This is a genomic window from Paenibacillus sp. OK060 (genome assembly GCF_900101205.1).
In the GTDB taxonomy this organism is placed as follows: Bacteria; Bacillota; Bacilli; order Paenibacillales; family Paenibacillaceae; genus Paenibacillus; species Paenibacillus marchantiae.
In genome coordinates, this window is the sequence record NZ_FNFR01000011.1 from 134736 (window position 1) to 157538 (window position 22803).

General features: G+C 46.2%; 19 protein-coding genes and 1 pseudogene. 12 read left to right on the plus strand and 8 right to left on the minus strand.

From position 1 onward, the window contains the following. The first annotated feature begins 317 nt into the window (after positions 1–317). The 7 genes from BLS14_RS29100 to BLS14_RS29130 all read left to right on the plus strand — a co-directional run bounded on the left by BLS14_RS29100 (position 318) and on the right by BLS14_RS29130 (position 8282). A complete protein-coding gene (locus BLS14_RS29100; RefSeq protein WP_244552241.1) occupies positions 318–2264 on the plus strand; it encodes an ABC transporter substrate-binding protein in 1947 nt (648 codons plus the stop codon). 96 nt (positions 2265–2360) lie between these two features. Beyond that, positions 2361–3359 carry an ABC transporter permease gene (locus tag BLS14_RS29105; protein WP_063567156.1) on the plus strand — a complete coding sequence of 333 codons (999 nt, stop codon included), beginning with the start codon at positions 2361–2363 and terminating at the stop codon, positions 3357–3359. Further along, entirely contained in the window at positions 3359–4507 is a 1149-nt protein-coding gene (locus tag BLS14_RS29110; RefSeq protein WP_240343068.1) for an ABC transporter permease, read from the plus strand. The genes BLS14_RS29105 and BLS14_RS29110 overlap by 1 nt, the downstream gene beginning before the upstream one ends. A gap of 32 nt (positions 4508–4539) precedes the next feature. After that, on the plus strand, positions 4540–5580 hold the full coding sequence (locus BLS14_RS29115) for an ABC transporter ATP-binding protein (RefSeq protein ID WP_090955274.1): 1041 nt from the start codon (positions 4540–4542) through the stop codon (positions 5578–5580). After that, a complete protein-coding gene (locus BLS14_RS29120; RefSeq protein WP_090955276.1) occupies positions 5580–6626 on the plus strand; it encodes an ABC transporter ATP-binding protein in 1047 nt (348 codons plus the stop codon). Before BLS14_RS29115 ends, BLS14_RS29120 begins: the two co-directional genes overlap by 1 nt. Before the next feature lie 87 nt (positions 6627–6713). Beyond that, positions 6714–7745: a LacI family DNA-binding transcriptional regulator gene (locus tag BLS14_RS29125; RefSeq protein WP_090955278.1), complete on the plus strand. Its 1032-nt coding sequence runs from the start codon at positions 6714–6716 to the stop codon at positions 7743–7745. Between the two features lie 33 nt (positions 7746–7778). Further along, positions 7779–8282: an MgtC/SapB family protein gene (locus tag BLS14_RS29130; RefSeq protein ID WP_090955280.1), complete on the plus strand. Its 504-nt coding sequence runs from the start codon at positions 7779–7781 to the stop codon at positions 8280–8282. A 105-nt stretch (positions 8283–8387) separates the two neighbouring features. Here BLS14_RS29130 and BLS14_RS33385 read toward each other — a convergent pair. Both BLS14_RS33385 and BLS14_RS29140 read right to left on the minus strand, forming a co-directional pair. After that, a pseudogene (locus tag BLS14_RS33385) lies at positions 8388–8607 on the minus strand (DUF6366 family protein). A gap of 127 nt (positions 8608–8734) precedes the next feature. Beyond that, positions 8735–9298, minus strand: coding sequence for a hypothetical protein (locus tag BLS14_RS29140; protein WP_143806609.1), 564 nt, complete (start codon positions 9296–9298; stop codon positions 8735–8737). 195 nt (positions 9299–9493) lie between these two features. Between BLS14_RS29140 and BLS14_RS29145 the strand changes: the two genes are divergently transcribed. The 3 genes from BLS14_RS29145 (at position 9494) to BLS14_RS29155 (ending at position 11642) form a co-directional block, all read left to right on the plus strand. After that, on the plus strand, positions 9494–10642 hold the full coding sequence (locus BLS14_RS29145) for an effector binding domain-containing protein (protein ID WP_090955283.1): 1149 nt from the start codon (positions 9494–9496) through the stop codon (positions 10640–10642). A 107-nt stretch (positions 10643–10749) separates the two neighbouring features. Next, on the plus strand, positions 10750–11199 hold the full coding sequence (locus tag BLS14_RS29150) for an SMI1/KNR4 family protein (RefSeq protein ID WP_063567163.1): 450 nt from the start codon (positions 10750–10752) through the stop codon (positions 11197–11199). Next, a complete protein-coding gene (locus BLS14_RS29155) occupies positions 11196–11642 on the plus strand; it encodes a hypothetical protein (protein WP_090955285.1) in 447 nt (148 codons plus the stop codon). The genes BLS14_RS29150 and BLS14_RS29155 overlap by 4 nt, the downstream gene beginning before the upstream one ends. 252 nt (positions 11643–11894) lie before the next feature. On the opposite strand, the gene BLS14_RS29160 is transcribed toward BLS14_RS29155, so the two are convergent. From BLS14_RS29160 to BLS14_RS29180, 5 genes are all read right to left on the minus strand, one after another. Beyond that, entirely contained in the window at positions 11895–13106 is a 1212-nt protein-coding gene (locus tag BLS14_RS29160) for an alginate O-acetyltransferase AlgX-related protein (RefSeq protein WP_090955287.1), read from the minus strand. 14 nt (positions 13107–13120) lie between these two features. Next, a complete protein-coding gene (locus tag BLS14_RS29165) occupies positions 13121–14542 on the minus strand; it encodes an MBOAT family O-acyltransferase (RefSeq protein ID WP_079697242.1) in 1422 nt (473 codons plus the stop codon). Positions 14543–14660: 118 nt separating this feature from the next. Continuing rightward, on the minus strand, positions 14661–15812 hold the full coding sequence (locus BLS14_RS29170) for a hypothetical protein (RefSeq protein ID WP_079697243.1): 1152 nt from the start codon (positions 15810–15812) through the stop codon (positions 14661–14663). Positions 15813–15829: 17 nt separating this feature from the next. Beyond that, entirely contained in the window at positions 15830–18109 is a 2280-nt protein-coding gene (locus BLS14_RS29175) for a glycosyltransferase (RefSeq protein WP_090955289.1), read from the minus strand. 388 nt (positions 18110–18497) lie between these two features. Continuing rightward, positions 18498–18902, minus strand: a complete 405-nt coding sequence (locus BLS14_RS29180; RefSeq protein ID WP_063567168.1) for a CBS domain-containing protein — start codon at positions 18900–18902, stop codon at positions 18498–18500. Positions 18903–19049: 147 nt separating this feature from the next. On the opposite strand from BLS14_RS29180, the gene BLS14_RS29185 reads away from it, so the two are divergent. Then, positions 19050–21194 carry a penicillin-binding transpeptidase domain-containing protein gene (locus tag BLS14_RS29185; RefSeq protein ID WP_090955291.1) on the plus strand — a complete coding sequence of 715 codons (2145 nt, stop codon included), beginning with the start codon at positions 19050–19052 and terminating at the stop codon, positions 21192–21194. Between the two features lie 105 nt (positions 21195–21299). Here the strand turns inward: BLS14_RS29185 and BLS14_RS29190 are convergent, their stop codons facing one another. After that, positions 21300–22055: a class I SAM-dependent methyltransferase gene (locus BLS14_RS29190; RefSeq protein ID WP_079697245.1), complete on the minus strand. Its 756-nt coding sequence runs from the start codon at positions 22053–22055 to the stop codon at positions 21300–21302. Between the two features lie 274 nt (positions 22056–22329). Here BLS14_RS29190 and BLS14_RS29195 point away from each other — a divergent pair, with 274 nt between their 5' ends. After that, a complete protein-coding gene (locus BLS14_RS29195) occupies positions 22330–22749 on the plus strand; it encodes a VOC family protein (RefSeq protein WP_063567181.1) in 420 nt (139 codons plus the stop codon). The last annotated feature ends 54 nt before the right edge of the window (positions 22750–22803 follow it).

A 22803-nucleotide genomic window follows, 5' to 3' on the forward strand; every position in this document is an offset into this window, starting at 1 on the left:
AGCAGATCTGAACTGTTCGGAACAGTTTCTGAAATGAATTTGAAAAAACAGAATTTTTTTGTAAAATCCCTATTGCTTGAACGTAGTCATCCATGTATTATATACAAATAAAGCGTTTACATTTTCTTATATGTCAATTAAACCGGTTTAATTCTATGAGATGTTTTCCCGATTGAGAACCTCTATTGCATAAAAATTAAACCGGTTTAATTGTATCTACATCTGTACATAAAGGGTTTATTTCGTTAGGGAGGTGAGTGCCAACCAGAGCATATTCAGGCAAGTTAATGGCAAATCCAAACGTGGAGGGGTTTAGCTTGAAAAGGAAAAGCAACTTGTTAATTGTTCTTGTCCTAATCACGACATTACTAGGGGGATGCTCTGCATCTTCGTCTAACAACGAAAATGAGGAATCAACAGTGAAAGAACCTGTTGTTACGGACAACAGTGCCAAAGAAGCCCCGATGCTGGCAAAGCTTGTCGATGAAGGTAAATTGCCTGCCCTGGCTGAGCGCCTGCCAGCTTCCAAAGACATTATGGTTGAAGAGGTCGTCGAGGAAATCGGGCAATATGGTGGGGATTGGAACATGCCTTGGACTGGTGTTCCTGATAAGTGGGGGATAGGCCAACCGACAGAGGAAGCACTGTTTCGTTTCAACAAGGAAGGAAACAAGGTTGAGCCAAACGTAGCCAAGAGCTATGAAGTGAATGATGATTCCACCGTGTTCACCATCCATTTGCGGGAAGGCATGAAATGGTCCGATGGTGTTCCTTTCACAGCGGATGATGTTCTCTTTTATTGGGAGCATATGTTGACCAAAGAGACCTTTGGTAAAAAGATCTATGACGCTTATTATTCCGTTGACCCTGTTACCGGGGATAGAGCGTTGGCTGAAGTGAAGAAGGTAGATGACTACACGTTTACCGTAACTCACAAATATCCAAGTGTGCTCTTTCTGGAACGTGTGGCCATCGATAACAAGTGGTTCTTCGCTCCTGCACACTTTCACAAAACCATCCTTCCCGAGTTCGTAGGGGATGCCAAAACATTGGAGATTACGAAGCAATGGGGTTATGAAGATCCCAAAGTATTCTTGATGGAAACCGGTTATACGGATTGGCTGCACTACCAGATTCCTACACTTCGGGCATGGGTGCCAACCAATGATCCTAACGGCGATCAGTTTGTTATGGAGCGCAACCCGTACTACTGGAAAACAGATAAAGAAGGCAAACAGCTTCCATATATTGACCGGATTGTAGCGACTAAGATTCAAGATCCGAGCCAAAAGGTCCTTGGAACGCTTGCCGGTGATTACAACCTGGTGATCTTTGATTCCAAAGACTTCACGGTACTCAAAGAGAATGAGAAAAAAGGTGACTACCGTATCATCCCTTGGACACAACCAGCTTGGTCCAGCGCGGGAGTACAGTTAAACCAGACTACCGAAGATCCGAATCTCCGCAAACTCTTCCAGGACATCAAGTTCAGGGAAGCACTCTCCATTGGGGTGGATCGTAACCAGGTGTCTGAGATTGTGACCAGTGGGCTGGGAGAACCGATTCAAGCTTCCGTACCGGAAGGCGTTATGGGCTATCAGGAAGGGTGGGCCCAGCAGTGGGCGGAATACGATCCTGAACGCGCTAACCAAATTCTTGACGAGTTAGGTTTGAACAAGCGGGATAAAGACAACTTCCGTCTGAACCCTGATGGTTCCGAGTTGACACTCACGGTGATTGAGAGCACAACCGATACAGCACCATTCCTTGAATTGCTTAAGAAATATTACGAGGATATGGGTCTGCGAACGAACCTGAAAGTGGTTGACGGAGGCACTCATTTTGATATGAAATATGCCAACAAGATTCCGATGACTACCGAGAATATTTCTGTCGTCAACGTAGCCTTCCGACCGGATACCATGGTTCCGCTTCGTGTGATCACACCATGGTTCGGCCATTACGGCTTATACAGTCAATCTGGCGGCAAGGAAGGTGTCAAACCTGAAGGGGATGTCGCTAAAATCCTTGAGTATTGGGAAAAAGTGAAAGCAAGCAAGACACTGGATGAAATCAATCAGTATAGCAATGAGATCGTGAAACTGCACCAGAAGAATCAGTGGGTAATCGGATATGCGGGACCAACTCCGGTGCTGATTACAGCCTCGAATAAAATTCATAACATCCCTACGGATCTTATCTGGTCCGATGAGTATCGCTCGCTGGGTCAAGGCCATCCGGCACAATTTTTCATCAAGCAATAGCTGGTGAAGCATTCAGGTAAACAATAGTGAGGAAGGGATTTATCCTTGCTATTGTTTCCTTTTGTATCATTCACGCGGTGCAGAGGAGAGGAATAGATGTTTGAATACATTTTAAAACGAATCCTGTTGGCCATTCCTGTTGTTGTTGTGATCTCCTTTATCGTCTTCTACATTATTCAATTGCCACCTGGCGATTACGTATCCTCCTACTCGGCCAAGATGTCCGCTTCCGGCGATATCATGACCCAGGCTGAGATGGATGACATGCGGGCGAATCTGGGACTCGATCGGCCAATCTATGAACAATACTTCGTTTGGGTAAAGAAAATCATTCTGCATGGAGACTTTGGTTTCTCATTCAACTACAACAAACCGGTGATGGCGGTGATCCAGCAGTATATGGGACTGACTCTGGTCGTCTCGCTGGTGACAATGGCTTTCCATTATATAATCGCGATTCCGGTTGGGATCTACACGGCGGTAAAGCAGTATTCTGCGGGCGATTATTTCTTCTCCGGCCTGAGCTTTATCGGAATGGCAACGCCCAACTTTTTGTTAGCCATTATTCTCATGTTCTTTTCCTATAAGTGGTTCGGTAATCCATTGCTCGGTTTATTCTCCAACGAATACGTGAATGCGCCGTGGTCCCTGGACAAGGTAAAAGACTTAATGCAGCATATGGTGATTCCGGTTATTGTTATCGGACTTTCGGGTACTGCGGATCTGATTCGTATCATGCGCGGACAAATGCTCGATGAGTTGAACAAACCGAATGTCATTACTGCCCGTGCCAAGGGCTTATCAGAGATGCAAATCCTGTTCAAGTATCCGACACGTGCAGCCTTGAATCCTATTGTGAGTACCTTTGGCTGGTCACTGTCCTCCATCTTTACCGGCGCTACCATTACAGCAATCGTATTGAACCTGCCGATTCAAGGGCCAGTTATGCATAATGCATTGCTCGGTCAGGACATGTATCTTGCTGGAACCTTTTTATTGATCATGGCTTTGCTGACGGTTCTCGGAACATTGATTTCCGATATTTTGCTGGCTTGGCTTGATCCCAAAATACGTACAGAGTTCAGAGGATCCTAATGATGAGACCACTACCGTTATTTAAAGGTCAAAGGCCGGCAGTCCCAGTTACAGCAGCACCCAAAGATACTGTATACAGCTCGCAGTGGCGGCTGATATATCAGAAATTCAAGAAACACAAGTTGGCCCGGATCAGCATGTACATTCTGGGCGCATTTTACATCATCGCACTGTTCGCACAGTTTATCGCGCCGTATGGGCTGCAAAGCTATGACAGCAAATATGTGAATGCCCCGCCAATGGGACTTCGATTTGTCGATGCGGACGGCAAGTTTCACATCAAGCCGTTTGTATATGAATTGAAGAGCGAGCGTGACCCCGAAACATTGCGTAAAATGTTTGTCCCGGATACCGAAAAAAAGCATTTCTTCAAGTTCTTTGTAAAGGGAGAAGAATATAAGTTTCTTGGTCTGATCCCCATGTCGACGCATTTGTTCGCTGTAGATGAGCCAGGGCGGATATTCCTGCTGGGTACGGACGGTATGGGGCGTGACCTGTTCTCCCGGATCGTGCTGGGCAGTCAAATCTCACTAAGCATCCCGCTGGTCGGCGTAGGCATTAGCTTTATTCTGGGTTTGATTATTGGAGGCATCTCCGGTTATTTTGGCGGCTGGATTGATTCCATGATACAGCGCATCATCGAAATCATACGTTCCTTTCCGACGCTGCCGTTGTGGATGGCACTATCCGCTGCAATTCCGCCACGTATTCCGGTCGTGACCATGTATTTATACATCGTGATCATCTTCGCATTTATTGGCTGGACGGATCTGGCACGGGTGGTCAGAGGCAAGTTCATTTCGTTGAAGAATGAAGATTATGTAATCGCTGCAAAGATCGCTGGTGTAGGAGACGCAAAGATTATTGTCAAACATCTGCTGCCAGGCTTCATGAGTTATTTAGTCGTGGCGACAACCCTGGCGATTCCGAGCATGATTCTGGGTGAGACGGCTATGAGCTTTCTCGGTCTGGGCGTTCGTTCGCCGGCAACCAGTTGGGGTGTGCTGCTTCAGGAGGCGCAAAAAATTGAAAATGTGGCCCTGTATCCATGGAAGCTCATTCCACTCGCTTTTGTCATTCTGACTGTATTGACCTATAACTTCATCGGCGATGGTTTGCGCGACGCGGCTGATCCGTACAAAAAATAATTGTCCAAATACTAGGCAAGCGAGGGGATAGCATGGCAACTCAAGCTGTTGAGAAGGAGCAACCTTTACTGTCCGTTCAAGACCTGAAGATTCGGATTCAGATGGAAAATGGCGTCATGAATGCCGTGGATGGAGTCGACTTCAATATATACAAAGGCAAAACCCTTGGGCTTGTGGGGGAATCGGGCTGCGGCAAAAGCCTGACAAGTCGATCGATCATCAGCATCAATCCCAAGGAATGTGAAACGAGTGGAACAATCACTTACAATTCCGACTCAGAATCGACTCTCCATGGTCTGAATCTTTTGTCTCTTAAGCCGACGGGCAAGCAGATCCGCTCCATCCGTGGCCGCAAAATCTCGATGATCTTTCAGGAGCCGATGACGGCCTTCTCACCGATGTATACCATCGGGAATCAAATCATGGAAGCGATCCGAATTCATCAGACGAGGAATAAGAAAGAGGCCAAAAGAATCGCGTTAGAGATGCTTAGCAAAGTCGGGATTTCCGATCAGGCCAAGCGTTTCGATCAATATCCACATGAATTCTCGGGAGGGATGCGTCAGCGGGCGATGATCTCCATGGCATTGTCCTGTAACCCCGAAATTCTGATTGCGGATGAGCCTACGACAGCGCTTGATGTGACTATTCAGGCTCAGGTACTCGAACTTATGAAAAGCCTGCAGGCGGAGTTTGGCATGGCCATTCTGCTGGTGACCCATGATCTGGGTATTATCGCCGAGATGTGTGATGAGGTTGCGGTGATGTACCTCGGAAGAATTGTTGAGCAGGCTTCAATGAGGGAAATCTTCAACAATCCGAAGCATCCCTACACGAAAGGGTTACTTAAATCGATGCCTAGACTGGGAGGGAATAAAAGCAAACGGCTGGATTCCATCGAAGGTTCCGTTCCGATGCCGATAAACATGCCTCCAATGTGCGGATTCTATGATCGCTGCAAGGACAGAATTGAAGGCGTATGTAATCAACAAGTTGTACCGAAAACCGCGATTTCCGACCAGCATATGGTCAGATGTTTCTTGTACGCGGACCAGAGAGAAGGAGAAGCATAATGACCAAACCCATTCTTGAAGTCCTCAACCTGAACAAAAGCTTTCAGGTCAAATCCAAAAAAGCCCTGTTCAAAAAGCCTAAACCCATTCATATTTTGAATGAAATTTCATTTGAACTCCTTGAAGGGGAGACGCTCAGTATTGTCGGGGAATCTGGATGTGGAAAAACGACGCTCGGACGCTGTATCGTTAGAGGTGTGGATGCTTCTTCAGGCAGTGTAGTCTATCATGCGGAAGATGGAAAAGAAGTGAATTACCTAAACTTGAAGGGCAAAGAGATCAAAGCATATCGCAAGGATATCCAGATGATTTTTCAAGACCCGTATTCCTCACTCAGCCCCCGGATGAGCGTATTCGATATTATCGCCGAACCGCTGATTGCAAACTTTAAGCTGAGCAGGGCTGAAGTGGAGACGAAGGTGACGGAAATTGCCGAGAAAACAGGTCTGAATGTGAGTTATCTGAAACGTTACCCACATGCATTTTCGGGAGGACAGCGGCAGCGGATAGCCATTGCGCGTGCGCTGATTACACAACCCAGACTGATTGTCTGTGATGAAGCGGTCTCTGCGCTGGATGTTTCGATTCAGGCTCAGATTATCAACCTGCTCAAAGATTTGCAGGAGCAATTCAAGATCACATATATCTTCATCTCGCATGATCTTTCCATCGTACAGAACATTTCCGACCGGGTAGCAGTTATGCATCTGGGCAGAATTGTGGAACTGGCGACAACGGAATCATTGTTCTCGAATCCTCAGCATCCCTATACGGAGGCGCTAATGTCAGCCGTGCCCCAACCGAATCCGGATTTTAAAAAAGAACGAATTATACTGGAGGGGGAAGTACCGAATCCGGCCAATCCGCCAAGCGGCTGTCATTTTCATCCCCGATGCTCGTATAAGACGGATAAATGCATCCAGCACGTTCCTGAACTCCGTGAAGTAGGATATAATCATTTTGCTGCCTGTCATTATGCAGAGCAGCTTCAGCTTCGCGGCGTTCCAATCGAGACTGAGGATGAGATGCAATCCAGGACATCCTAACCAACGACATGAACCTGACGATACCATCAGTCATCTTTGAACTCGCGAGCACGAAATCGAACTAGTGTTGAGGAGAGGTTGTTCCTAATGGCAAAGATTGATGATGTAGCCCGTCTGGCGGGTGTATCCAAGGGAACGGTATCCAACGTATTCAGCCAGAAAAGGCCAACGAGCAAAAAGGTAACCGAGAAAGTACTGCAAATTTCGAAGGAATTGAATTACGTGCCGAATCATATTGCAAGAAGCTTGGTCACCAAGAAAACAATGGCGATCGGGCTTACGATTCCGCACGGCAAATTCTTTTTCAGCGTGTTCCATAATCAGTTTATCAATGGTGTCATTCTGGAAGCTTCCAATTACGGATATCGGGTGCTTCTGGATATGATTGCTGCCGAAGAGGTGAAGACACCCTCACTTGCGAGCTATCCTATTGACGGGGCTATTGTGTTGGGGCCTACAGAAGAGGATGACCGGATCAATCTGTTGTATCAGCATGACATTCCGTTTGTTACGATCGGCAAAATCATTAACAAGGGACTTCAGGGTGTTTCTACCGTCAATAACGATAATAAACAGGTTATGCGCGATATTTGTGATTATTTGCTTGGACTGGGGCATCGGAACATCATGTTTCTGAACGCCGGGGAGCCAATGACGGTTTCCATTGAGCGGTCGGAAGAGTTCGTCCGGGTACTGCAGGAGCATGGTGTGACGATCCAGCCCGGAATGATCCATTACAAACCAGGTATTCATTCAGACAAGTATATTAAATACGGCTATGATGAGACACTTCATAATGTGAAGAACCCCATGGGCAGGGTTACGGCCATTATTGCAGACGACGATCGTACTGCATTTAGCGCCCTTAATGCCATCAACGACGCGGGTCTGCGTGTGCCAGAAGATATCTCATTGTTTGTCATCTGCGGTGATCAGTCCATGATGCACCAAGTAAGACCTTCTTTGACGGGAATGGATTTGCAACCATCTGAGCTGGGTGTTCAGTCGGTAAGGTTGCTTATGCATAAGCTGGGTATTCTAGAGGGATCGTACGAGAATAACAAGATTGTGCCTAGCAAAATCATAGAAAGAAACTCTTGTTCCTCGATCAAGAATTAGCAAGAATGAGTTTCGGATGTCGTGAGGTTAAATATGATAACGTTTACATCCTGGATGGGCAATTCTGTACCTTTAGAATATTATGTTCGAATTCTGATCAGTGCTGTGCTTGGGCTGTTAATCGGATTCGATCGGACCCATAAGAACAAACCGGCAGGCGTAAAGACGTATACATTTGTCACGGTCGCTTCTGCGCTCATTACAATCGTATCCATTGAGAGTGTTGAAGTGTACGGACAGCTGCATAACCGAACGATGATGGACCCAATGCGTCTGGCGGCTCAAATCGTCTCGGGCCTTGGCTTTCTCGGAGCAGGGCTCATTATGAAGGCCGGATTTGAAGTGAAAGGTCTGACATCTGCAGCAATGATCCTATTTGCAGGTGGGGTCGGTATTGGTACGGGCGCCGGTTTCTACGGAATTGTGACCTTTTCGATGGCGGTAGCTTTCTTTTTCATCCGGGTTGGGGGTTGGATTGAGAAGTGGGAGCACAAGAGGCTGGTGGCAAAGGAAGAAAAGAAAGACTTGAGTGCTTAAATGGTTGAGTATTTTCTGCAAATGAATAAGCGTATTCGATAGAAAGTTTTGAATACGCTTATTTTATTCAAATAACGAAGAATGCATAGTTATCCCAATCCTTATCTAGAACACTAATTTATAAATTACATAACCTATCATCAATAATATAATGAGGATTCCAGTGCCTTTCCATCCCAACCCGCCAACTAAATCTGAGAAGCTTCCAAATTGAGCACGATTTATGCCATCACCAAACGTACCCATGGGGTTTCCCTTTAATTCTTAATTCTTCTTGTCTCAAACGTTCTCTTTTTTCTTCGCGTGTATCTTCTCGGAAATCCATGTAACCACCCCTGAGATTTAATTTTTTTTGGTAAACAGAACCTATATTCAAAAAGAGCACAGGTGATCCGGATAAGTCAGGAACGCTTTGTGCTCTTTGCTGTATTCAAATGATGTAGGACTTATGGTTAGATGCTAAGATCAAAATTGGGCTCACACATATAGTCGATCGGGTAGAGATCGTCTCTCGCCGAGATTAATGCACGGAGCTGAAGGTAGCGATGATGGGGCTGTTCCACAACACCACCGATAGAATAGGGGACAAGATCGGCTACAACGAAAACATCATCTGCATGGTTACATTTGAAGATTACGTTGTTCGGGTTACACACTTCCTCCATATAACTGTAGGTCATGACATGGAAGGAACGTGCTTTCCAATTCGTCTTAATCACTTTATAGGACTGTGTCCGTACAAGATCAAGGTAACGATTCAGTGCAAAGGTATGCTCGAACTGAGTGATGTACCCCTTTTTATCCACATCAATCGTAAATTCCACATCATAACTTACGTGAAACTCTTCCTGGTACGTTCCCTTCATCATCTTCATCGCATCAAAGTATGATCCGAATTCGGGATCTTCCATATAGGGAATGGCAATGAGTTCAGCGTTAACGTGATGAGTAATCTCGCTGTTGCTTGAAACACCCATATTAAACTTGGTAGGTTGAAGATCAATTGACCCAATCATGTTCCCTGAGAAACCGGGACTGCAACTTATTCGCATAGTCATCTCCTTCGTTGTTAGTTAATCATTAGACGAAAGAATGAAGGTAAAGTTGCACCAGAATAAGGAAACTAAGGCTGGTTATGCATGAACCCATTTCCAATCGTCTTGCTCTTTTGATACAGTATTTATAGTAAAACCCGGGAGGATATATTGTATATGGAACAATCGCTTCAGGAACTGCTGCGCAATGCGCGTGCGGAGGAGAATACCTTTTTGTACATGTTGCACGAGGAAGCGCGCATCGACCAGTTGTTATTCTGGAAGTATGTGAACAGTATTGTGGAATTGACCCGTCTTACCGCGGACCAGCCGTTGGATCGGGAAATGGCGAGCGCCGTTAGCTTCACGTATTCCAAAATCATGGAGCATCTGCAATGGCATCATTCGGATCGGGATGTGTACGAGATCCAACAGTTTCCCTATGAATATGCAAATCTCATGGTGGATTGTCTGGGCAGAGTGGTTGATGGTTTCTTTAAGGGCATCGTGCTGGAAGAAGAGAGATTTGACGAGGAGTTTCCAAATCCGGCCTCCACAGGGGAAATGGCAGAAGAGCAACCAGCCGTTTTGCAGCTGGGATATTATAAACAAAATACGAATGTGCACGCGATCGGTTTTCGAGAGGAAGATGGGACGTACCGAATTGTTTTGAATGAAGAAGAGGATCGGGAGCTTTTTGATTCCAAGCTGAGCAGACGAGAGGTGGAGGGAACGTATCTCTTCATGGCTCCGGATGCCAGCAGCGCTCACCAATTATTTCATGAATGGGTGATGGGTAACCACACTCCATATCGTTCTGCACTTGATCTGAAAGGAGCCCATTCCATGAATGTGAAAGATAACTTGATTGAACAGCAGTCCCTAACTTTCGTAGGCATCAAAAGAACGTTCTCTTGTGTGGATGGCGAGAATTTGAGAGAGATTCCAAAGATGTGGCAGGAAGCTTTGGCGGACGGAATAGAAGATCGTTTAAACGAGTTTAATAACGGGGCCGTCTCCGGTTTGGTCGGCATTTGTATAGATCAGAGGGAATTACACAGCGATCAAATGGAATATTGGATCGCAACCTCACACTCCGGGGAAGTGCCTGAGGGTTTGTTTTCAATAGAGATTCCCGCGTCCCACTGGATGGTGTTCGAAGCCGATGAATTGGCGCCAGAAGCGATACAGCGGTTGTGGAAGTATATTATGAGCGAATGGTATGGAGCGACCCCTTACAAGCACGCGGGAATTCCGGAACTTGAGGTATACCGAGGTCAGGGTCTTCCTCCTCAAGTATGGATACCTGTTAAACCTTTGTCGTGATTTAACGAATAACAGGCCTGGTTATATCGTTATATAGATAAATATACTAGTACCAGAGGGTTTACTCATCATGGCTGCAGCATGTTCGATTCATTAGGAGGCTTAATATGTTATCCAATAAAGTGATTGATTATTGTCAAAATCAGGGCTGGTGGCATGAAGATGTGCCAGCAGAGTATGAAGAAGCTTTACGTAAACTGGGTATAGATCTTGAATCTGAGTTTGCACATTTTTATTTGCATGCTGATGATGGTCCGACCTTTTACAGCAGACATCAGGAAATCTATCAGATCTGCTGGGTTATGGAAAACACCGTTTATGTGGAGGACATGACGGTGGCTCAACTCACATTGGGTTTGCCAGAAGCCTACATCCCACTGGACAGCTTTGAGGGAGAGGGTGGGTTCTTTTATAACCGTCAAACGGGAGATGTGGCTCTGGTGGAGCTTGGTGAGTCGATCGAACGTTTCCTGAGCGGTGAAAGTACACCGCAGTGGGCGAGCTTCAATAGCTTTCTGGAATGGTATTTCGAACTGGAGGAGGAGGTTACGGAGTGAAGGATCTGACACCGGAACATCCCGAACTGGAGAGACAAATTATTGAAACGGTAGAAGCAGGCAATGTTCTGGATGAAACCCAGCAGCATGAGCAAGCCCTGATCTATTATGACCAGGCTTGGGGGATGTTGCCCGAGCCGAAGACCGACTGGGAAATAGCAAGCTGGATCGCTTCCTGTCACGTGAATGCACATATGGACTTGGAGCAGTACGCACTGGCGAAGCCGTGGGCTGAATTAGCACTGCAAACCCGAGGTTCGGATATTAATACCGGGCCGTGGATTGAGCTGGGTGTAGTCTGCATGAGGCTAGAGCAGCATGATGAGGCTTTTGCAAATTTGGATCTGGCGTATGCATATGGCAAGGAAAGAGCGTTTCAAGGCAGCCCTCGTGACGTTTTGCAATATTATAAGGAACAAAAGGCGCAGCGTGAACGAAACTGATTCTATCTCTTTTGGATTACAAAAAGAAAAGGGTACCCTGTCTGCCAGATCATTGGCTGTGGGGTACCCTTTCTTGTGTTTGACTACAAGATCATACCGGAACGGAGGGGGCAGAAAGAATCTGGAGAAGCGAAGCGTTCACCTTTATCACCGGATTTCTCCCTAATAAAAAGGGATAAAAGAAATCTGGGGATAACAGTGATCGGAAGATTGTTCTGCCACTGTAGTGGTAAAGTATGATCCTTCACCGAGTTAATCTTTCAATCCGTAAGGGAAAAATTCATCTACGAGATCCTGCGGCGATATGGACACAAAGACGTGATCCAATTCGGTTTTGCTGGCGAAATCTACGATGTCTCCCGTATAATACCGTGGATCAATCAGGTAAATCTCAGACACGACAGTCGACAGGAAGGAGATCATCGGCACTGCGAGAGAGTCCTTGATGAACAGTACCTTGAGTCCGTTCGGTTTGTCTTTGTTCACCACATGAACGATTCCCTGATTTCCGTAAAGGTACGTAAAGTACTTGTCAGCGGTTAGATCATAGGTAGCTCCTTGTACATTCAGCGGATAGGTTGTAAGCAGAGCATCCTCAAAGCGGCCGTTCAGTGTGGCTTCCGTCTCGCCGGTCTTGAAGTAGAAGGAATAGTCCGTTTTGAACTTCGGATAAATCAGGTCAAAGTCATCGTCACCAGCAAAGTATTTCCCGGCTTTTCGACCCTGTGATCCAATGAAAATATCCTGATACGGCACCACATTATAGTTATTTAAGTCCGTGAAATAATGATCCGGGTCCAGCGGCTTGTCGTACATGCCGTCCAGATGATTCACCAGCTGGCCAAAGGCCCAGAACGCGGTCTTGATTTTCCAGTGGTGATCCGTGGTGAAAAAGAGATCCTTTGCCGGAATACCACTTTCCAACAGCCCTTCGCGCAGATCCACCGTATCAATGCCATCCTGCTTAAGATTGGTCAGAAAGCCATCGGCTGTTTCGTTGTTATAATTGTAAGGAATGCCTTCCGGGAACTGGGTATACCCACGTACGTATTTGTCTGGTGTCATCACATAGGTCAGTTTAGTTTTGGGGTCCAAATGTGCTCCCAGCGCTGCAACTCGATCCGACAGATCTTTCGTATCCGTTGGCCCTGTAGCGAAGTAGGTATAGTGCAGCTTGCCTTCCATGTCTTTTACGACTTCGAAGTTGTTCTCCTCGTTCTTCCACATGAGTGACTGCATATATCCGTACGCTTCCACGAAGCCGAACTTATCGAAGACATGTTCATTAATGTCGTTATCCAGTTCGTGAATCAGTTCTTTGGCTTCAGAAAAATGGAAGTCCGCTGAAGCCAGCGTCTTTTGGATCGGCCCGAAGGATTGAATAATGTTCAGAACAGAGAATGTCACGAGCACGAGAATGAAGAGGAAAGCCGTGATTCTCTTTTTGGCAAAAAAGTTGTGCATGGTTGTGCCTTCTCTCAGAAATTGAAATAAATAAACGGATTGTATGTACCTTTGACCAGATACGATACACAGACCAGGAATAAAACGATGATCGTGACCGGGTACACCAGTTCCAATGGTTTGCTGAAACGGGCGCCGTCGACCATCAGTTTGTTCATTCGCGGGGCAATCGGCATGCAGAACAGAATACCGAGGATGAAGAAGAGTGCGTACTCTTTCAGGAACATCCAGGTTGTATCACTCCAGAATCCATTGCCGTACAGTCCGAACATGTTGCCCAGATAGTTGCCAGCTTGCAGCAGATCCGGTGAACGGAAGATCACCCACCCGATGACCACAATAAACATGGCATAGAGATGCCGCAGCGGGTTGAAGCGGGTACCTTTATCAAAGTTAGAGATTTTCTCCAATGCAATGAATGCGAAGTTAATCAATCCCCAGACTACAAATGTCCACTCCGCACCGTGCCACACGCCAGTCAATCCCCAGACGATGAGCAGATTGCGAATCATTTTATCCTTGTTAGTGACACGTGATCCCCCGAGTGGGAAATAGACATATTCCTTGAACCAGGTGCCCAGCGAGATATGCCAGCGGCGCCAGAATTCAGTGATGGACCGGGAGATATACGGATATCTGAAGTTCTCTTCGAACTTGAATCCGAACATGAGGGCGAGACCAATGGCCATATCGGAGTATCCTGAGAAATCAAAATAAATCTGCAACGTATAGGCGATGGCTCCCAGCCATGCCAGACTTGCCGGAATATCCGAGGTGCCCCCCATGCTAAAGATGTGATCCGCGACAATCGCCATGCTGTTGGATAACAGCACCTTTTTACCCAGACCCACAATGAAACGGCAGCAGCCCAGTGCGAACTTGTCCCAACTTTCCTTTCGGTTAACCATCTGATCTGCAATCGTGTTATAGCGCAGAATCGGTCCGGCAACGAGCTGAGGGAAGAAGGAGATATACAGCGCCACGTAAAAGAGATTCTTTTGTACGGCACCATGTCCGCGATACACGTCGATGACGTAGGAAATTCCGTGGAAGGTGAAGAACGAGATCCCTAGCGGTAGAGCAATATTCGGAATGTTTAGGCCAAAACTTGTATTCTCATTCACAATACGCAGTGCAAAAGCCATGTATTTAAAGACGAACAGCATACCTAGATTGACGATAAGCATCAACGTAATGATGGTGTACGCGGCATTCCTTCGTTCCCTGAACTTGTCCACAAGCAGGGCGAAGATATAGTTGAAACAGATGGAGGCCAGCATGATGAGGACAAACCACGGTTCACCCCATGCATAGAAGAACAGGCTGGCAACCAGCAGCAGCATGTTTTTGGCCGTAACCGAGAATCTCAGTATGTAATACAGCCCCAGAACAAGCGGCAGGAAATAAAATAGAAAGATTACACTGGAAAAGAGCACTGCCTTTCCTCCTTGAGGATCATATAAGGGAGCACGTTGTATCAATTGATGCAACATGCTCAATTAAAAATAGACAGACACCCGCATCTTAGGATGCGAGTTGGTCTGCAAGGTTCGTTTACATGCGAAAAGGTCGCCGTGCTTGTCGATCATTGCGGGAACGTCGCTTTCTGGCACCCTGGGCATTCCGTTGTCTTCTCCACATCCAGTAGAGGACGAGTCCATGGATTCCGGCAGCTGTTAACAAGAGACGAATAAACCATCCCACCGATGTTTTCATCAGTGGGTCGGCAGGGCTGAGCACCTTGGTAACTTCAGATGGGTCAGGAATAGAACGTGGCGTCCCGTCTTTCTCCTGAACATTCATCGCTGAAGAGCGATCCAGCATGACGGTCTTTGTCAGATTCCATTTGCCATTTACAAGTGCACGTATGGTGGCCTGCTCAGCATCGACATCGGTATGCAGCGTCAGCAGTCCATCCGGTGTAATGGATGCTCCCTGAACGGGGGTGTTGAGCTGGAATTTTACATCGGGCGTTTCTTCTGAGGAAGATTGAACACCGTATTGGACAATGGATTCACCAGCTACGGGCTTCACCACACGTTCGTCACCAGTTATTTGCAAGGTGGTGAGCCCATTCTCCACAACAGCTTGCTTCTTGGACAATGGCTTGATGTTGCCGATGCGGAAGCTCAGCTTGGCGTTTTCGGGAGTTGTGGTTGTAATGCCCCAGCCAATGACTTTACCCAAGTTCACCTGACCTGCCGTGCTGGCCTTGTCCTGGACCATTAGGCTGGAAAAGGGGATGCGGATTTGTCCGACAAATCCCGGTTCCAATGCAATCAGGCCAGATAACGGACGAACCAGTTCAGCGTGTCCGGTTGATTTCTCGACTACGATGACGTTTCGATCATCAGACACAGTAAGGGAGGTTTTATCCCCTCGGGTCAGTACGATATTAAGAGGCAACCTTCGGTCCGATTCATTGCGGATGGAGAAGGTCAAAGCCCCATAGCCTGACCAGTCTCGATTCTGCAGCTCATAAACGTAGGCCGAATAGTATCCTTTTTTGAGCCCCTGCGTGGAGGTCTTAATCTGAATACTGCCTTGGTTATCAACGCTGGCGTCTACCTTGGCTCCATTGCTCCATTCATGGAGTGTACTCCTACTCACCTTAAGCTGCTCTGCCTGAACAGCCTGGATGGGATACATGTTCCATAACACAACAAGACTAGCGACAAGTGTAAGTTGTTTCCACTTCTTGATCATGCTTTCTTGCCTCCCCTCTATAGATAAGCCATCTCGTTCAGTTCGTCTGGAGAGATGTTGTTCTTGCCCTGGGATGCAGGGCCTGTTTTATCCAACTGGATATGTTCCTTATTCCACTGTTTCAGCAGAGCTTCCAAGGTTGGCATCTGATGGTTGCGAGCAATATCTCGAATATTGGTCACGCGGTACAAATTGCCTCGTTTGTTACGCAGGGACTGCACCCACACGCATTCCAGTGAGATGTCTTCGCTAAGCGGAAGTTGGATCTCATTGACCAAATCATGAGGCTCCATCTCCACCAAGACGAATTCATAGTTGAAATCCATCAATGTCACGGTTCCATGATCTGCCGTTGGCAATTCGCGATTTAGCGCAATTCGTGCCAGCTTCCGGTTGGACATGAACTCACTCTGACCCCGACGTACAAAATTCAGACGAATATCTTCAAATGTACTGATATCCTTGTCCAGCTTCTGAGGCAGTGTAGGTTCGCGATCATAGATGATGTGCAGCAGCTGGCGCTGCTCTTGTTCCGTGATATCCTTAACGGTAAAAGCATATTTCCAACGGTTTCCGATCGAAGCGACATGTGCCACCTTGCCTGTAAACTCGCTTGAATACCGGTCATTTACCAGTTTAATGCCAATCTCCAGATCACTTGGAATGTACTTCGGTGTATCCAGCATGACGGAAATGCCGCCTTCCGAGAGATCGTGAGTGATGCAGGAGATGATCTCCCCTTCCGTTGTGAGCGTGCAATCCACAGCAGCCATTGAGCGCTCGTGATTGCGGAACACTTTGCGTCCAGCCAGAAAGAAGATCGACATCATGATGTTGTAGAAATTAATCAATAACCAATACAGTACAACGAGGAAACCAATTGTTCCCTGGCTAAATGTCCAGTGGATACAATTCACGATTCCGATAATGGATAGTACCGCCAGAATCAGATGAGGAATCATCTGTTTAATCTGATAGTTCCGATCATCATTTTGCGCACCGTCTTTGCGGGTAACGACGAATTTGTTCATCGTGATGCCCAGAGTTTCCAGAATGACGGCGGGCAGAAGGGAAGGGAACAGAATGGTCTCATATACATTGGTCCATTTGGTGGTTCGAATATTGCCGGATAACATTCGCAGACAGGTGTTGGTCAACAGATACATCGGCAACCAGAACACGAGAATCTCCAGAATGGTACATTTCACAACCAGAACGCCGAACACGGCAAACAGTATGGGTGACATGATGTACAGCAGTCGTTTTAACCCGGAGTACCAGTAGGTAATGGAAGAAATGTAGTTCAGTTTTTGCGCAAAACTAAGTCCTTTTTTGAAGAGAAGGTTCATTTTTTTACCTGTCTGGATACAACCGCGCGCCCAGCGCTGACGCTGTTTGATCAGACTTTTCAGATCACCGGGAGCAAGTCCGGAGGCCAGTACTTTATTGGTAGCAAAGCAGCGATACCCTTTGCTCTGCATTTCAATACCAGTGGCAAAATCCTCTGTAATGGAACCGGTATAGAATCCGCCGACGTCTTCCAGTGCCTGTCTGGAGAGTACAGTATTTGTTCCGCCATAGATGACGGAATTGGATTTGTTGCGTCCCACTTGTACGTCCCGATAGAAATAGTCCTGTTCATTCGGTATCCGGTTCTCGGAGTACAGATTGTACTGGAACTGATCGGGATTATAGAAACTCTGTGGTGTTTGCACAAAACCAATTTTTTCTCCGGTCAGAAAATAGGGAACGCACGACGTCAGAAAATCATGTTTTGGAATCATGTCTGCATCAAAGGTGACGATTAGTGGGGAAGACGTATGCTTCATGGCATTGTTCAGGTTACCCGCCTTGGCATGTACATGCTCTGTTCGCGTAAGGTAGTTAATGCCCAGATGAGCAGCCAGTTCCCGCATCTCGGGGCGGTTGGAGTCATCACACAGATGGATATGTACTTTGGAGCGATCAGGATAATCCATGTTCAGACAGCCATTAATCGTCTTGAACAGAAGCGATGTGGGTTCATTATAAGTTGCGATAAATACATCCACATCCGGATATAAGGCTTCGTCAACAACGGGAAGTTCGGGATATTCGAGCCGGGTCATATTGTAAAAATGGACGGCCAGTTCGAACATACCTATAAGTTCGACAATGAGGAGGGCAAGACCTGCGGTTACGGCGAGAGGGCCATGTCCAAAAGGAATGGTGAAAAATGTACGCCAAATGACGTAAATACAAGACATAATCACAGTAGCTGTGACAAGTATCTTGTTGCGTGTACTTAAGTAGTTCAAGTGAATACCTCTTCCTGATTTTTCTGAGTAGTGCCGCCTATCGGAATAAAAAGAATGTGATCATTGTACTAAACGATTCTGAACAAATTCTGAAAAAAGAGATAGGACCTCGTTAAATATAGAGCCATTGGTTCAATTTTTGATGGTTAATTTTGTCGTATCACAATAATTATTGTAGTTATTTGTCGAAATTTGCGCAATATGTTTATTTGTTTTTTTCGCAAAGATGAAAGTGGGGCTTGGATGTTATCTGAAAACACAAAAATGACGAGCTCAATGTGCAATGTCATTAAGTTAAGTAACTTAGTGATATTGCCCCAAGGACTCGTCATCTCTGCTTCAGTCTTCTGCCAATGTGATCAGCAAAAGGCATATATTCATTTCAAATTTAGTCGGAGATGTTGCGCGTATAATACTCAATAATATCCTTGCGACGGATAATACCGAGGAACACACGGTCCACATCCACCACAGGCACAAAGTTTTGATCTGCTGCCAGCGTCAGCATATCCTCCATTTCTGCCTTAATAAAGACACATTCATTATATACACGGTTGTCGATCTCATGCACTTGGACCTGATCCATCGTCTCAAATGTCAGTCCGGGAGTGCTCCGCATTTTCCATAACAAATCGCCTTCGGACAGGGTGGCAACATATTTTCCATCCTGGTCAATCACGGGAATGGCGGTATAATGCTGCAATTCAAGCTGCTCGATCGCATCTTTCATCGAAGCGGAAGACTTGATATAGGCCACGTCGGCTTTGGGGAGTAAAAAATAGCTGATTTCCATCATCGGGCTCCTTTACTGTAATCTCACTCTCCTTATTTAAACATATTATGTGAGCTTTCGGCTATTTTTAATGATAAATTCGTCAGATTTGTTCCATTGTTTAATTGAGGCTGGAAATCTATAGTGTATATTAGAGGTGATGTGATCATGAAATCGAAACGTAAAATTATTTATGGACTGCTTCCCATCTTATTTGCCGGTGGAATCGGAATGTACTTATACATGCAGAATAGCAAAACAGAGGAAGTAAAGCCTGAGGTAACCGTTAATCAGTACATAGAGCATCTGCAAAAGAAAGAATTTGATCAACTGTATACCCTGATGACGCCTGCTTCATTGACAGAGTCCGGCATGAACCGTGAACAATTTGTGGAAAAATACAATGCAATCTATTCGGGTATGGAGGTTTCTGCGATTAAAGCAGAATTGAAACCGAAAGTAATCGAAGAGGCATCGGACGGCACTGGTAATGAAAATAAAAACCAAAACCAAAACCAAAACCAAAACCAAAACCAAAACCAAAACCAAAACCAAAACCAAAACCAAAATCCGGATGCCTACGAAGTGGACTACAGTCTGCAGTTAACGACCTTCCTCGGGGAAGTGGACGAGACGCATACACTGAAACTGGTGCGTGAAGAGCTTGAGGAGGGTGGCAAAGTCTGGCGGATCAACTGGAAGCCATCCATGATTCTGACTGACATGGTCAAGGGAAGCAAAGTTCGGGTGAAAACCCTTTTCCCGGAACGAGGAGACATTGTTGATCGTGAAGGGCTGCCCCTCGCAACAAAGGGAAATATATATGAATGGGGCATCATACCTGAGAAGCTGGGAGAAAATCCGGAGCCGATGATCGCCCGGATCGCGGAGCATTACAAAGTAACAGAAGCTATGATTAACACCGCACTTGCACAGAAATGGGTGAAGCCGGAATATTTTGTCCCGATTGCTTCAACAGAGGACTCCCGGGTGCCTACAGCACTGGCTGGTGTGCAAGTTCAATCCAAGGAAATACGATATTATCCTCTTGGTGAGGCTGCTGCTCATTTAATCGGTTATGTACGCAAGGCCACCAAGGAAGATTTGGAGAAAGATACGGAAGGATACTATCGTGCGGAAGATTGGATTGGCAAAGCCGGACTGGAGCAATCCCTGGAGAAACAGCTTCGCGGCGAACGAGGTGGCCTGATCGAGATCACTGATGAATCTGGAAACACTCGCTCTGAGCTTATTCGCAAGGATGCAGTGGATGGAGAGAATATTCAACTGACGATAAGCTCTGAGCAACAGCGCAAGTTGTATAAGACATTATCGAGTGGTGGTGACGCCGGAGCAATGGTGCTGATGAACCCAACGGATGGTAATCTGCTGGCACTGGCAAGTGCGCCTGCCTATAATCCGAACAAGATGGTTACGGGACTGACACAGGCAGAGTGGGATGCCTATTCAGCAGATGAAAAGCTTCCTTTTATCAATCGGTTTACGAACCGTTATGCACCAGGTTCAACCTTCAAAGCCATTACGGCAGCGGCAGGTTTGATGGAGAAGGTTACCACAGCGGACAAATCGCATGATATCTCTGGTCTGCAATGGCGCAAGGACGAGAGCTGGGGCGGTTACTATGTGAAACGTGTGAAAAGTGTATCCCCGGTGAACATGGTTGATGCGCTGGTCTACTCAGACAATATTTATTTTGCGAAGGAAGCTGTTGAGATGGGCAGCGCCAAGTTCATAGATGGCATTCAGAAGTTCGGTTTTGGAGACAACTTTGGACTGGATGAACTGTATTTGAAACCAAGTCAGTATGCAAACGAGGCACATCTCGATTTGTCATCCGAGGTGCTGCTCGCTGACACATCCTATGGACAGGGAGAAATGTTGATGTCGCCGATCCATCTGGCATCCTCCTTCACCCCTTTTATTAATGAAGGAAAAATGGTGAAGCCTGTACTGATAGAGGAAAAGGAAACCGCCGAACCGGAAGTTGTGATTACACCTGAAGTCGCAAATACGGTTAAGGATGCCTTGGGCGAGGTCGTGACCCGATCGGGAGGAACGGCTCATTCCTTGAACTCACTCCCTGAAGGACTGGCGGCTAAGACAGGGACTGCCGAGCTTAAGGCCAAGAAGGGGGAAAAAGGACAGGAGAACGGTTTTGTTGTGGTGTTTGATACCGAATCACCATCCTTCCTTATAGCCGCAGTCATTGAACAAGTGAACGGACGAGGCGGCAGTCATTATGTTTTGGATAAATTAAAGCCTTTCCTGGAGAAAAAGGGAGTAACGCAGTAAATTGATTTGCGATTTACGATGTATCTTTAGTATTTGAAGAGCCCATCCACCATTCATGTTACTAAAATGGTGGATGGGCTTTATTTTGCCTTTATGTTATAAGATTTATTTCCGAGCTGTCAGCATAAAACGTGCCGAGTTCGTTCGAATCCCTTTATCGCAGCGATTTTGCTCAACAAACTGTTGGAAATGCTCTAAGTCGGATTCCTTCTCTCCAAAACCGGAAATGATCGGTGCATGGGTCAGTAGGAAAAGCAGATCATCAGGCGTGGCGTAATATTCTGTTGCATTATATTCGTGTGCCTCAATGTCACGAAAACCCGCTTCGCGAAGTTCACGTTTGTATCGTTCCATTAATGTGCCAGGCTGAACGCCCAGCGATTGTCCACGGTCAAAAGCCTTGCAGATATTACATTTATCATGTTCACTGACTTGTTGGGTAAGGAATACACCGCCATCAGCCAATACCCTGAATACTTCTGTAGCGCAGAAGTCGCAGTGTCTGGAGGAAACCACATTAAAGAATTGATCTGGAAATGTCAGTTGCTCTGCATTCATATGCACAAAACGGACATTCGACCTGGAACCAGATGCCTTAAGATTACGCTGGGCAGTCTCAATCATTCCCCGGGAAAGGTCGATTCCAACCAATAACAGTGCGGCATTCGAGATAGAAAGAACAGCTTCTCCACCACCTGTACCAATATCAAGCAATAGATCAGACGGTTCGGTGCAGCGTATAACTTCCTCGTAGAAATTCCATTCGATGCCTTCTGAAGTCACTTTCAGGGAGCTGAAGTCCCAGCCATTCAATTGCCCAATACGTTCGTAAAAAGTAGTATAGTCCATCTTTTTCTTCATTTATATGATTCCTCCAATGTGAGTTCTTGATTCTAGACAGATGTTGTACCAAATCGTTACGATTAGATGCCGAACAGGCTCAAAAGGGCAAACGTACCCCATGTTAGCTGGTACGCGTTTTGACCCAGCCCGACGACTAATTACTTCGAACGATTCGGAATAACATCCGTGTCACCTCACAGTTTGGAATATCGTTATTATAATGAATTGACAGCGTATACGCGAGATGTTAATTTGAAGTGAAATCCATTCTATTAGATTGAGGTGATCGATGGTGGCTGTTCGCGCTAAGCAGATTTTTGTTAATTTGCCCGTTAAGGATTTGAAGAGGTCCGTTGATTTTTTTACCAAAGTAGGGTTTGAGTTCAATGTGAATTTTACAGACGAGTCTGCGACTTGCATGATCATTGGAGACAACATCTATGCGATGCTGCTGGTGGAGGATCGTTTTCAATCTTTTATTTCCAAAAAAATATCCAACGCGGCGGACACGGCGGAAGTCATCGTAGCCTTGTCGGTGGAGAGTCGTGAACAAGTCGATCTGATTGTACAAGCTGCCCTGGATGCTGGCGGCAAGCCGTATAATGATCCTCAAGATCATGGGTTTATGTATGGGTGGAGTTTTCAGGACCCGGATGATCATCTATGGGAAGTTTCCTATATGGATCTAAGTAGCTTTCCTACGCAAGAATAGAATACATTTGTCAGTGCCTTCCTATTAACAGGGAGGCACTTTTTGCGTTCATAT